7 protein-coding genes and 1 pseudogene are annotated in these 14,050 nt (G+C 53.9%); 3 read left to right on the top strand and 5 right to left on the bottom strand.

The features are described from left to right. Positions 1 to 59: 59 nt before the first annotated feature. From AC1DIG_RS09355 to zorA, 4 genes are read right to left on the bottom strand one after another with little or no spacing between them, the layout of a single operon-like run. Entirely contained in the window at positions 60 to 3,821 is a 3,762-nt protein-coding gene (locus tag AC1DIG_RS09355; protein ID WP_477767076.1) for an SNF2-related protein, read from the bottom strand. Between the two features lie 11 nt (positions 3,822 to 3,832). Beyond that, on the bottom strand, positions 3,833 to 5,491 hold the full coding sequence (locus AC1DIG_RS09350; protein WP_477767075.1) for an EH signature domain-containing protein: 1,659 nt from the start codon (positions 5,489 to 5,491) through the stop codon (positions 3,833 to 3,835). Continuing rightward, a complete protein-coding gene (locus AC1DIG_RS09345) occupies positions 5,488 to 6,198 on the bottom strand; it encodes an OmpA/MotB family protein (RefSeq protein ID WP_477767074.1) in 711 nt (236 codons plus the stop codon). Before AC1DIG_RS09345 ends, AC1DIG_RS09350 begins: the two co-directional genes overlap by 4 nt. A 3-nt stretch (positions 6,199 to 6,201) precedes the next feature. After that, on the bottom strand, positions 6,202 to 8,238 hold the full coding sequence (gene zorA, locus AC1DIG_RS09340) for an anti-phage ZorAB system protein ZorA (protein WP_477767073.1): 2,037 nt from the start codon (positions 8,236 to 8,238) through the stop codon (positions 6,202 to 6,204). 501 nt (positions 8,239 to 8,739) lie between these two features. On the opposite strand from zorA, the pseudogene AC1DIG_RS09335 reads away from it, so the two are divergent. The 3 genes and pseudogenes from AC1DIG_RS09335 to AC1DIG_RS09325 form a co-directional block, all read left to right on the top strand. Then, a pseudogene (locus AC1DIG_RS09335) lies at positions 8,740 to 9,028 on the top strand (type ISP restriction/modification enzyme); the annotation flags it as partial. 46 nt (positions 9,029 to 9,074) lie between these two features. Continuing rightward, positions 9,075 to 11,126 (top strand): DUF262 domain-containing protein, encoded by a 2,052-nt coding sequence (locus tag AC1DIG_RS09330; RefSeq protein WP_477767072.1) that lies wholly within the window; start codon positions 9,075 to 9,077, stop codon positions 11,124 to 11,126. A 402-nt stretch (positions 11,127 to 11,528) separates the two neighbouring features. After that, complete coding sequence (locus AC1DIG_RS09325) at positions 11,529 to 12,719, top strand: hypothetical protein (RefSeq protein ID WP_477767071.1); 1,191 nt, start codon at positions 11,529 to 11,531, stop codon at positions 12,717 to 12,719. 124 nt (positions 12,720 to 12,843) lie between these two features. Here AC1DIG_RS09325 and AC1DIG_RS09320 read toward each other — a convergent pair whose 3' ends face one another. Continuing rightward, positions 12,844 to 13,806, bottom strand: coding sequence for a phospholipase D family protein (locus tag AC1DIG_RS09320; protein ID WP_477767070.1), 963 nt, complete (start codon positions 13,804 to 13,806; stop codon positions 12,844 to 12,846). Positions 13,807 to 14,050: the final 244 nt, after the last annotated feature.

Genomic DNA, 14,050 nt, shown 5'->3' with positions numbered 1-14,050 from the left:
CACAGTCAACCTCCTGATCTCTGATGATCAGAGCCCCCCTCAACGTCCCATTTCTAGCGCTATACAGGATCAGTTTGCCGCCATTCGGAATACAGCATCTTCTCCACTTCCAGCATCGTGATAGGGTACTTTTCCAACAGTTCTCTTAGGCTGTTCTGATCTAGCAGCTCTACCGAATTCAACACGGCGTGCTCATGAGCCTGACGATTGAAGAACTGATTCGTAAAGCAAACCTTTTCAAAAATCACGTTGGGGTGACGACGTTTATAGAAGGCCTCACCTGTCACCACATCCTTGACAGCCTCCCAGCTCAACATGGCGCCGTTTGTGCCACTGGTTTTTGCCTGCACCAACTGGCCCCTTCCTTCTCCTAGGGCCACCATATCCACGCCGTTGTCGTTGCTTCCTGGAGTTCGGTAGCACGAGTAACCTCGCTTAGCCCACAGCACACCGGCTAGACATTCGAAATGCTGCCACCCCATACGGAGTGCCATGTCGAGGTCTACACGCTCGTCGATACCCTCTTGATCGGCGTTCGGCACTACATCCACTAGGTTGAAGTCGCCTGGGCTGACATCACCAGCGCCATTGAGCATGTCCTCTGCCAATCCGCGCTTATAGGCAAGCAACTGATCGAGCTTGACATCGAAGGTCGTAAAGTCATCGGCCCGAACAACGGGGTAGTACACATAGACATCTTTTTTCTGGCCGATTCTATAGGCCCGATCTGTCGCCTGATCTTCCTTTGCGGGATTCCAAGTGCGGGTGTAGTGCACCACATGGTTCGCTGCCTGGATGTTCACACCGAAGCCAACCGCTACTGGGGAGAGAATCAGCACACCGAACCCGCCCGACTCCTGAAACGCTTTGATGCGTTTCTGGCGACTATCGGCGTGCCTCGTCGATGCGCTGGTATCGCCATTGATAATGTCAGGTTTGTAGCAAAATTCCGTTTCAATATAGTGCTGAAGTAGTCGCTGAATCTCTCGGAACTCGCAGAAAACGATGGCCTTCTCACCTTTGGCCTTAATGTCTAGCAATTGAGTCAGAAGCCAGTCGAGCTTCGGAGCCTTTCGGCGGTAATCGTGGGTGGGCTCAGGCTTGAACACATTCAGACCATGTTGTCGCGGATCCGTACAGATCAGACGGAGGTAGTGCAGCAGGCCCAGGTGATTCTTAAACGGCGATGGAGATTCAGCATCGGCACGTCGCTTAAAGCTCTCCACCGCCTTGGCATAGAGGTTACGTTGTATTTCTGAGAGCCGAAGACTACGACATTCTTCGACGATGATCTTCCTAGGCAAATCCTTAGCCACGTCAACCTTTAGCCGACGCAGTATTTGCGGCGCAATACGGGCACGCAGTTCATCAACACGCGCATTTTCTTCGTCGGTCTTCGCTTCGATAGGTTTTCGATACCGCTGACCAAAGTCATTCAGCGCACCGAGCAGGCCTGGCTGGACATAATCGAACAAGCACCATATGTCCGCCAGCGTGTTTTCCACCGGCGTTCCTGTGCAAACAATCTTGAATCCAGCATGCTGTTTCTTCGCTGCTCGAGTAACCATCGCAGCAGGATTTTTGATGCGTTGGGCCTCGTCGCACACCATGAGTGACCATTTCTGCGAGGCAAATGAGAACTCAAGGTCACGAAGCGTCTCATAGGTTGTCAGCACAATCTTGGCGTGACCTACCCAGTTTGGTGTCAGAAACTTAACTAACCCATCTTCAGATTGCAGTCGCTGATCAACTTGAGAGCGCGGTACACGTAACGGCGTGAGTGAATCACCATAAGCCATCAGGATAGAGAACGTGCCAGGCTCAAAGAACTTCTCTGCTTCTTCCTCCCAGTTCTCCAGCAACGAGACGGGTGCTACCACCAGCATCGGTTCGATAACTGGATCGCATTCGATGAGATAAGCCATCAAGGCTAAGAGCTGGAAGGTCTTGCCGAGCCCCATATCGTCAGCCAACACCGCGCCGCGCACCTGGTACTCGGCCTGCAAGTCATATAAATGCTGCATCCATGCCAGTCCTGCTCGCTGATGAGGAAGCAGAGTGAACTTGGCACGGATGGCTTTAGGCAGCCGGGGCTGCGCAGGGACAGCTTCAAGCGCTTCGCGGCGCAATTCCTCGTAATCGAGCGACTGTATATTTGCCCTCAAGATAAGTTGCTTGTGGGCGACCTGATCAGCACTCCTGGTGGGACGACGATCTTCTTCTGGATCGAATGTGCCCTCATCAAGCTCCTTAAAGACCTCCTTGAAGGTATCGGTGATCCGCTCCGCCTCCTCAAGTGAGATTGCTGTAGGGAGCCACGGTGGGTGAACAGTTTCCTCACCTGCAGTCCTAGCTTTCTTGACAGCTTCCTCCAACCTTTCGATGGCCTTCCTGTCGGTGGGAACCGCTAACGGTTCTGCGGCACCATCCGGTAGATAGACCACAACGGGCATGACGTTTTCTGGAAACCAGCCCTCATCATCCTTTTTCTTGGCGATATAGGGCGAGTAGTACGGTTTCTCAACGCCAATGGATTCGATGCGTGATGAGTAGCCACTGAGATCATGAACTTGAGCATAGGAAACGAGGGTGGGTGGTGCCCGTCTTTGCTGTAAGGCGATTTTCAGTTCTTCGATATGACGTGGTGTATCGCCCTGTATCTCCAGTTCATATCCATTCCAGCTGATCAGTTGGTAGCCTAGACTGAATGCACGATCCGCAATGTTTATGAACGAAGACAACGGTTCATCATCCAGCCACTGGGTTTCAGATGAGGTAGGGCCACTTAGACTGGCGGTTTCGACAAGCAGTCCGATACGGAGCGGATATCCCGAGGCGTCCCGCTTGAAGGTTGGCACGAACCGCTCGTAGTTGAGTCCCGCCGCCTCCCGGGCCTGCTCGAATTGGGACTCGACGATGACATCAACCGCATTGTCACCCAAGGTGGCATAGGGATTGAGCAAAAAGGCTTGGGCACGGGATCCTGCGACTCGCCGGCCAGGCAGGCGCTTGATCTCTTGGAGGACAGTACGCACTTTGGGTGTCACCAGCACCTGTACGATGCCGTCAGGCGTAACGATATCGTAGCGATCCCGCACATCGCGGCTGCGGTCGAACGCGTCCAACCAGCCGGATGGCGCACCAGCGAAACCGGGCTCAATCTCGACCACTCGATCATCGGCCACTGCATCGGAATGCCGCAGACCGATCTCGAGCTTCTCCGGTGCTAGGACAACCGAGCGATATAGGAAATCATCGAGACGGGCATTGGCGGCCAATGCCAAAGACCGAATCCGGCTCCAGGCTTGGCGGTGGGATAGATCGTCCCGCTCATCTTCAGAGCGTCTTGCGAAGCTAATCACTTCCTTGAAGAGTTGCCACTGCTCCGAGCTCATCATTTCGACCCGCTCATCACGCGACATCAACGGGCCGGTCATTTCACATTGAGATGCTCGCCCATCCCCGAATTCCCAACCGGCAACCACCACCGAGAAGCCCCAGTCAGTCAATGAGTGGTTGCTTCGAAGCAATTGCCTGGCCCCAGTACGCGTAGGCAGCATGAGCAATTCCGACAATGCCACATACTCAGGTCGACTGGTCGCCGTGTAAAACTCGTCCCATCCAAGCAGGTAGCCATCCGCTGTATCCAGCACCAAGCCGTCATCGACGAGCTGAGTCAGGAAGCCGTTCAGCAGCGAGCTTTCGACCCGAGTACCGCCTTGTCCTTCGACACGAGAAAGCACAACCCCAGCGGGTAACAATCGCCTGCTCCAGAGTGCGGAGTTACTGGATTCTTTCGACTTCCTGAAGATCTTGAGCATTCGATCCCTCCTTACTTCCACCACCCCTTGCCGGCCTTGTAACGGAACCCCCAATGAGTCAGAACTTCAGAGACACGGGTGTCATCCACATTAGCCCGCACCCAAAGGCAGCCGCCTTGATGATTTTTGTCCTCAAAATGCAAGCCATGCTCCTTTACCAAGCTATCTAGTGCCATGCGACTGTACAGTTGTGCCCCACGGCTATGGGTAGCGGAATTGGAATGGCTGGAATGAGTGATTGGCGGGGTGTCCGAGACAAGTTTGGTCTCAGGTTTTATGCCGAATTTCTGCTTCATCACTCCCTCAAACCTTTGCTCCCACTTTGCCCAACCACGTATTCCGTTTTGATGCTGCAACCACAACACGCTATGAGGCGACTTATGCTTTAGGGAATTCGGGGCGTTAATTGCTAGGCGAAGAGTTTTTGCCGAATCAAACGGCAATAATTTGCTAGCGTCGTAGCCATACAGTGCATTCCCCATACCACTGAATTCGACTACGACCAGATCGCCCATTCTCATGATGAATGCGTTGTTCGTACCGGATGCGTCCAGATCGCAGATGAGCCCCTTCATCTTGTCGCGCAGCATAACGAAGTCCCTCTCTCGTGAACTCCTAGCGGTCGAACCTAGGGCAAACTCGATATGCTGAATTGCCTTGACGTAGCGCTTCCAGAAATCCATGCGCCGGCGATCCCCAAGTCCATCCTCGGCAAGTTTCGTGAAGAACGTCTCGATGAATTCAAGCTTGAGCCAATCAGCGACCATCGTTCGTGCTGCGGGAACAACAGCACCCCAGCGTGTTTCGTTCGAAGGAAGCCATGGATTGCCCCAACATTGAACCGAGGCCTCCCGAAGCCCCTGATGCAGGTGAGCTCTCGGAACATTCACATAGCGATCCAGGATCATGGCGAGACCTCTATCGCGTAGCACCACGTTGTTGGTCAACAACTCCAGAAGGCGCGGCATCAGCTCCTTGAACTGCTCATGACCAAGCTGAGTCGCACCACGCACCTGTGCAAGTACAAGCTCTCGAAGAAACCAAGAAGCTTTGCCGATTCCGAGTTGTTCGCATAGGTGGTCTATCGCACCAGCATCGCCCCTCAACAGTGCTTCAACGTAGGGCTCGCAAGGGCTTTCGCCAAATAGCTGTCGATTTCCAATCGCCGTTTCGACCCACTCGGGGTTGATCTGAGCATCGCGAATCAAGTTATTTCGATCACTCAGGTAATCGCGAAGAATTTTCCAGTTATTGCGTCCAGCGGGTGGAACCGAGTCTGACAGAGCGTCGTAGGTAAAGTAGCTCTTAACCAGTCCCTGGTAGCAGCGGCGGTACGCTGGAGGTTTGAAATTACAGCTATCCAAGCTATCTAAAAACTGGTGGAATCGAGGGCGATCTTCGAGTACACACGGCTCCATTGGGTGGTGTGGCAGACATAACCCCCATGAGAGCAAATAGGCGTCCCGGAAAGTAGGCACTTCCTGACTGTCCCAGAAGCGACGCACTGCTTCGAGCTGATGATCCTCCGAGACCGATCCAGTAGTTTTTGACTTCGCACGAGTAGCCATCTCCACTAGAACATCATCAATTCCAGAGAAGGCCTGCATCGGCTTAGCACCTTTTTGGGTGCCATCCTGTAATAGAGTTACGAGATGATCGAGCTTGCTCATCGCAATGCGCATTCCCCGAAGTTTTCGGAAGCAGCACCAACACCGGCACGCTGTTCGCCAATACCTAGAAACTCGATGCGCATCTCTACACGGCGGCTCTCTTCGTCACTGTCCTTGCCTGCATTGAATGAATAACCGCCGACAAGAAACAGACTGCGTACATCCAGCTTCTGTGTATTGCTCAGTAAGTTGGGGCCTGAATTTGTGAACATCGTGCAGAGCACGCGCTGACTACGCTGCAGGCTCAAATTGAGGTTGCTAAGGTATGAGCCCGTCTTATCGGTATAGCCTTCCACCACTATTCGCTTGAGCACGCGCTTTCCAAGTTCGTCATTCGCGAGGGTCAGGATCTCAGGAACGAACTGACGCAAGACGTTTTCCTGATCCACAGACAAGTTAGACTTACCAAATGCGAAGCGGGCCCGGTCACCGAAGTCGATTACCCGCCGCTCTTTGTCGATCTTTATTCCGTCAAATCGCCTAGCGGCTTCAGTGAAGCGCTCCAGGATGAGTTCGATATCCTGGCGATGCAATTCTTCCTGTTTCTCGCGCTCGGTGACGTTCTTGGTGACGGCCAGTAACGCCACACCCATAACGACAAGGAACAAAACCATGAGCGCAGTCATCAGATCGGCAAACGAAATCCAAAATGGTTTCTCTGCCTCGTCTTTACCTCCGCGTTTAATGACAATCTTGGCACCGAGCATCGCTTACCCCTTAGCCGACGTCAGAGTGCCAGTTGATGCGAGAGTCAACTCAAGCTCTACTAGCGAAGACGACAACAAACCCACCGCAGCAGTGAGTTTGGAGTGGAATTCGAGATTCGCCTTGTCAAGCGTGCGCTTAACCTCAGCAGCGAACGAGGCATGGGCATCACCGAGTACACGACTAACCCCATCTAGATATTCATCGGCCTGCTTCTGAGCCATGGCCAGCCGTTGCGCAGACCCCTCGATACGATTGAGAATGTCGGTAGTCAATGTCGCTTCTTTACGAGCGACTTCGACCGTGGCCCGAAGTTCGGTGAGCATCGATACCACAGCTTCACGCTGCACCCGGTAGTCGCGCAGCAGTTCTTGCATCGTCGAAGCACCGGCGTTGAGGGAGTTTGAGGTTTCCGATAGCTTCACAGAAACCTCTGCGGCATGCTCCATGACACCGGCGACACGTTCACCCGCTAATGCAAAATCCTTCGAGGCCGCGCCGAGTATCTCAGCACTGGTTTCCATCTTGCCGATGGAGGTACTCGTCGCCTGGGTCAAAGCCGCCACACTCTGTGCCATATGGGTCGATGCCACGCTCATCTCCTTGATGGCGACCTCGACCGACTCCGACATCCCATCAACGGCACTTTGTGCACGTTCGGCCATTGATTGCTCACGAGCCCGATTGCTATCAAACACCTGCGCTTGAGATTCGCTCAACATTGCGAGCATGCCAGTAACTTGAGTACCTATGGTTTCCATAGTGGTCTGAAGTTTCTGGCTGGTTTCGGACTGAGATGTAGCAATCAATTGGCGAATTTGCTCGACGAATGCAGCAGACTGTTCATTCATCGCGTCCTGCCGAACCTCCATCTTCTCGATGGCTTGCGCCATACGATCTGCCATAGAGTCCGTTGATCGGCGACTGGATTCCTCAATATTTTCAACCAATGACTTCAGCGTAACGACTGCATCCTGAATGCTTCGAGCCGTTTGCTGATTTAAGTCGCTGAGTCCCGAGATCTGCCCACCGAATAGGTCGCTCAGGCGCTGGCTGAAGCTCGCCATCACATCTTGTAGTATCTGTGCCGCCGTTGCGCTCTGATCTCCGCTGGCGGTTTTCACTGTCTCGGCAATATCCTGCAGCGGGCCTCTCAAACTTTGTTGGATGCCTTCTACAATGGTAGCGCCCAGCGCCTCGTTGTCCCGCCGTGACGCTTCCGTGAGTCGGTCAACCAGTAGTGTTTGTTGCTCCTTCGACGACGCGATCTGAGCATTGGTAAGCTCTCGCAGTAACACCCCCAATTCCGTGACCAACGCATCTTTTAGAATTTTAGATTGGCTGGCAGAGTCTTCCGACGCTTTGACCAGCCTGGAAAGGTATTCTTCCCCCGCACCAGAGTCGAAACGGGCATCGATTTCATGCGAGATTTCTTCAGTGCGGCGGTACAGAGACGCAAGGAGGAGCTTCTCAAGCAACGTCACCAGCATGGCCGCAGTAATGGCTGCGGCAGAGATCAGGAATGCCTCGCCAACAAGATGCATCAGCGTTTCAAGGCTGGAGCGAACCGTCGCTGCGTTCTCGCTCACTTGGAACTGCCGTAGCCCTTCGATCAAGCCAGAAAATGTTCCAATAATTCCGATTCCAGTGAATAACCCTGGCAGGTGTTTAAAGAACTCAGATCGCAGGCGGCTATCTACAACGAACTGACTGTTGAAGAAGATCTCTGCCGGCATCGTGGCTCTCACTGCGGAGACAACGGACTGACCGTCGCGGTCTTCGTGTTGGAAATGAAGTGAGTCCTGATATTCCTTCCACAGATGGGATAAGCGCTTATCCCCCGCGAACACCTTCTTGAATTCGGCAGCGAAGTTTTGAGATGAAAACTTCGCGATACGTCGCTGTATTCTTCTCAATCGAAACCAATGCAGCACTCCAGGAACCAGAAAGAAGAGGAGAAATGCGACGAAAAGAATGACCAGGATGGAGGCCACAACGAGCAAAATTGTTGGCGCGGATCCTATCAGCGCTTGAATGTTCACTTGGACTTTTCTCCCAGATGGCGTTCGGCCTTAGGCCCGGTCGGGGCCTAACCCCCATGCTCCTCGCAATACACAAAGAGCAATATTTCAGCGTGTTTTCAAAGGGGGGGCCGCTCACGGGCCGCCGCTTCGTCGAGCAGGTACTTAAAGCGTGGGGATACTCTGAAACTGACAGTGACCTTTCCCTCAAACATGGCCGTTTGCTTTACAAATGTATAGCTCATTGAATCGTCCCTGGTTTTGTAGACACGCCTGAAGAGCTTCTTTTGGCTGTTTTCTGCCTGGGCGATTGAAAGAAAAAGATCTAAACGAAGCTGAGGCCACTGAGGACTGAAGAGTTCGCGCGCCACAATCGACCCACACTGGGGCTAGATCGCGGAAGCTTGACCCACCAAAAGGGCCTGTTGGATAGCTGGAGTTACGCCCTCGTAGACTTGAAAATGCCCGTAGGCTTCGACTTGAGATTGGAGCGTGGGAATCTACGCTGGTATTGGCACTCCAAAAAAGGGCGACAAGACCACCGTGATCTAGAATCAGCGCATCACTCTACGCGGCATCCCACTTGAGGCATGGGACTATGTGGTCAACGGCAAGGCCGCGCTGGACGGGGTGATGGAGCGCCAGTGCGTAAAATGGAAAAACCAGCGGTATCGTCAACGACACAACAATTGGGCCATAGAAAACTATGGGCAACTCTAAGCATCCACAGGAGCTGTTCCTGCGTGTGGTGGCTGTAAGTGTGGAAACCCAGAAGGTCGTCAAGGCACTGCCTGCCCTCAACATCGAATAGGACGACTGAGGTCACCTACTTTTGAAACTCAGACAAGGATTTCAGGATGCAACCCAGTAAAACTACGGTCACCGGCCTGTTCAGTACCCCTCATCAGTACCAGATTCCCATTTTTCAGCGGGGTTACGTCTGGACGCTGGAAAAGCAGGTTGGCCCGCTGTGGACTGACATCCAAGACCGTGCAGACGCCGTGCTGGAGCAACAGTCGCTAGCATCAACGGGCACCACGGCGGCATTGAAGCCGTTACAGAAGCACTTTCTGGGTTCAATTGTGATGACTCCTGTGCCCAACAGTTTCGGCAGGGCGCCAGCTTTCGAGGTGATTGATGGCCAACAGCGTTCGACGACCTTACATCTCCTACTACTCGCCTTCCGCCAGGCAGCGCGTGAGTTGATAGACAGTCCCATACCGCAAATGCTCGATGGCTTGGTGCGAAACCCAGGCCCTTACCAGCGTGCAGAAGATCATTACAAAGTTTGGCCAACCCAGGCAGGGCAGGACGAGATGCGCCGCTTGAGCGATACCGCCACTTACGCTCAGGACGTGTACACGACTTATCCGGCACGCGATGTACGCACTCGGATTGAGCGCCCCCTGATGGTGCAGACTTACCTGTACCTCTACCACGCCTGCCTTGCCTATATGCGGGGTGTTGACCTCACTGATGTTGTCAATCCTACAGCCGACCCCACGGTCGGGGATACGCTGATCGCGGACATCCGCCGCAATAACGACGTGTCGCCGTTGCAAGCCCATATGCCCCTAGAGTCGAAGCGAGCTCAGGCGCTTTACATGGCATTGGCCGACCACGTGCAGATCATGACCCTGACCTTGGACGCCGAGGACGACCCTCAAGTCATCTTCGAAACGCTTAATGCGCGTGGAGAACCACTGCTGGCGTCTGACCTTGTACGCAATTTCGTGTTCCTTGAAGCCGCTCGCCAGGGACAAGCTGTGCCGCAGCTATATGAACGGTACTGGAGCCCATTTGATCTTGTTGCGACCACCGGCCAGGGCGTTTCGGCAAATGCCTACTGGCGGGAAAAGGAACGCCAGGGGCGTTTGACCTATCCGCGCATTGATTTGTTCTTCTACAACTACACGATCCTGCGCAGCCACGAAATTACCCTAGCTAGTCATGTGTTTCAGTCATTCAAAGCTTGGTGGCTAAAGCAGCAACGCGATCTTGAAGTGGAGCTGGCGCAGCTTGTTGCATCTAGCCGGCACTTCCAGGAGCTAGTATCTCCAGAGGGTACCGGACACTTGGCTGAGTTTGCGCGCTTGGTTAAGTCACTTGACGTGGGTACGGTTACACCGGTTTACCTTGCACTGCGTGAGGGGTTGGCAAGCGACAGCGCGGAGCTGAAACAGGCTCTCGGCGACTTAGCCTCCTATCTGATACGACGCGCGGTCTGCGGCTTGACTACCAAGGGCTACAACCGCTTTTTCATGCGTGTACTGCAAGCCGTGTTGGGCGCACCCGGAGCCCCACACATAGCTTTACGCAAAGTGCTTCAAGCAGCGACGGCACTCAGCGAGGTTTGGCCGGATGACAGCCTTTTTAGTGACAAGTGGTGTCATCGTCCGGTTTACAAGGAGCTTCGCCCCGTTAAAACGTGCGGTGTCCTGCGGGCGCTGGAGTATGCCGCTCGTGGCTCTCAGCAAGGGAGCAATCATGTGCCAGCCCAGCCTGATTTGACCGTCGAGCATGTGATACCGCAAAGCTGGGAAAAGCTGCCTACATATCAGATAACAGACATGACCGAGGCACAGCGTCAGTTCAGAGAGACGGCAGTTCATGGTTTTGGGAACCTGACGTTGCTTACTCAGCCGCTGAACAGCTCGATCAGCAACGGCCCCTTTGCCGACACCCAGGGTGCAGGCAGTGAACAGGTTCTAGGTAAACGGTCTCGACTGGGTCAAAGCGCTCTACTATTGAATACCTATTTTCAGCAGACAGCGCTTGTAGCATGGGATGACGATGCCATCGCGAACCGTTCTAAAGCCCTGCTTAAAGCCGCGCTACTCGTGTGGCCGAAGCCTGTAGGCGGCAGCGCCGCACCCGTAGCTGTGGCATCGGCGATCTCAGGGAACTGACCTGCCCTCCTCTCGCGGGGACGTGGAACCACCCCTGGGACATTCGTATAGCGTAGCGGGCAGCGTTGGCTTCTTGGTGGATGGGTGGCGGTCGCCAGGAGCTGTGCTTATGTGGGGGCCTGATTGGTTCACCCGATCTCGATCTGTGACCACAAGGCCTATACACCCTCCCGCTCAACACAGGTGAGGTTGGAGGCAACGTGCGCGGTGCGCTGGACACGATTAAAGCAAATGAAGAGTTCATCAACTTGACGCTCTTAATGGCACCGGAGTGATCCCCCTACGAAGAAACCAGGTGAATAGCTGGACGTTGCGCCCCCCGGTATCACTCGCAAGATTTAACTTGAGATTGGAGAGAGGGAATCTACGCTGGTATCGGAACGCCAAGCGCCGGGTACCTATATGTACAAGATCGTAAACTTCACTCCCGGCGAGCTGTTCGACAAGGCTTGGGAAACACCCGTTCTGAAGCTGGCCCAAGAAATCGGCATATCAGACGTCGCGCTGTCCAAGGCCTGCCGGAAAGCCGGCATAGCCCTACCCTCTCGAGGGCATTGGGCAAGACCAGTTTCAAAACGCCCAGGCAAACCTAAGCCTCCCGTCGACGGACAGTCCATCAGCTTCAGAGTATTGGATCGAAGCACACTTCCAGCGCAAAGCGCTGCACCTATAAAACCGAAAGCAATCCGTTCAAACATCGAAATACCTCACACCCTCCTCGCGCCTCACCCGCTGGTGATCAAATGGTTCAAATGCGTTAAAGCGGCCAAGACTCATGAAGGCCATCTCGTGACCACAGGCAAACATGTGCTCGACGCGAGAATCTCCTCCGAACTCATTGATCGCTGCGCACTTATTTTCGACACCCTAATCAAAGAGAGCGAGGTACTCGGCTACACATGGAAGGTCACATCGGACGACAAGACGTTGGTCGAGGTCGACGGCGAGCCCCTGGCAATCAAAATTGCTGAGCGCTTGAGTAAGCAAATTATCCCGCCTCCACCACCAACGCCACGACGGCGTACTGCTCGATGGGAACCTGATTTCTCATTGCTGCGCGCGCCTCAGTTTGAATGGTCTTCCACTGGCGAATTAAGCCTGCAGATTGACGCACGCACCGAATACGGAAAGCGGAAGAACTGGACGGACACCAAGACCGGAAAAATCGAGGAAAAACTAACGAGCATTTTCGACGGCTTCGAGGCTATAGCTGAGTCGATGAAAGTTCTGCGCTTGAAAAATGAAGAGGCTCGTCGTGAGCGAATGGCTGAAGAAGCGGTACGACTTGAGCGCGCCAAGCGTGAAGAAACTCATAGGCGCCTACGTCACAAACTCATGGAGAATACAAAACGTTGGGAGCAGGCTCAGCGATTGAGAGCATTCATCCAGGCAACCTGCAATGCCAGTGCGGCTACCTCAGAGCACAGCCAGCAACAAACTGTACTATGGGCGGCTTGGGCTACATCGCAAGCGAACCTACTCGACCCTCTTCACCCAAACACTTCATCCGTCACTTCGCTCACCGTCGATATCGAAAGCTGGTTCAACGGCTATGGAATGACATGTGCAGAAAAGGACTGGTGGTCAGAATGAAAGAACGCTCCGGAATGACTCGAATATCCGAGGTTTTCACTACCTAAGCCTCCGTCATGCACATTGCTTTTCGAATCTACCCAACGCCCATTTTTCCACACTCTAACGTTGGCCAACGTGGTGCCTACCAGCTGCTACTGTGGCCTATCTGTTTCTGAGCAATCTTGGCCCAGTACCTGATCGATGGTTTTACTGGAAGCGTGGGGTCATGCGCGAGCCTCTCAACGAATGAGAGCACGAGGTCGAAGGTATCCATCTCCCTGGATCGCGCGGCGACTTCCTCAGGATTTCTGAAAAATGGGATTCCTGTGATATTTGTAGCAGCGATCTGTCCACTCGCTGTCCATAGGATGTGGGCCGCATGAGCTGAAGCATATCGCTCCTTGTCCTTTGGTTTCGTGTCTCTGGATCCACGCTCAATCCCAAGCACGGACTCATCAAACAAGCCTTGGAGGGTATCGGAGACCATCCTCATCTGGTTAGGAGAGGTGCGCAAAAAAGGCTTCTTCTCAAAAATGTCTTCCTCGTATAGATCTGGCGCTCGGCTGCTCGGTTCGGGAACTGCAGTGGCTTCCGGCTTCTTCACATTAGGAAGAGGTTCGGGCGCCTCAGGCAGGCCTCTTGCTTTCCAGCTTTCCTTGGCTGCTGCCAAATCAGTCTCTGCTACCTCGGCCGCTTTTCCCCAAGTGCTCTCGAACCAGTCCAAGGCTTGCTTGAACTCATCGCGCTCAGGGTCGAGCAACACCCCGGCTTCATTCCAGCCCAATGCCTGCCCCTCGAACCCCAGAGCAGCGTCAGAGAAGTTGGCTGACCCCACGATAGCACCCGCATTGGAAACAACTACCTTGGCATGCAGTCGGCTAGATTGCCTCATGCGGATGCCAGGCTGCGCCATGATGCGCTCCACAGCATAAGGGTTGGTTCCAGGGTGACTGAGATTGCAAATCAGTCTGCCGGCTCCTTGGTGGGGTATCAGAGCCTCTGAGCCATTACCCCAGAAAGCGACCGCCACGCCGTAATCGGCATCGGGGGCCTGAATGAGAGTTTTGATTGCCGACAAAATTTGTTCGCGACTTCCCAAGAACATTGAGCAGAGTCCTTCCGTTGGCAATGGTATTGCAACCCTTCCAGATTGGAGCGGGAGAGCGGCGGATGTGATCAGGGCCCGCTGATTGAATAATCGGACGGCACCCTTTGGAAATATTGGTACCTAAATGACGTCAGCCACCAGAGGTAGAATAAGCCACTTTAGCCACCACGCGTAACCTCGACTAGCTACCGTCCTTTATCCACATTCTGAGGAGTGTTCCCTTGCCTGCAATGCAAAACCA

It is taken from the genome of Pseudomonas sp. 05N431 (genome assembly GCF_056397005.1).
This window is presented reverse-complemented; position numbering and strand designations above follow the sequence as displayed.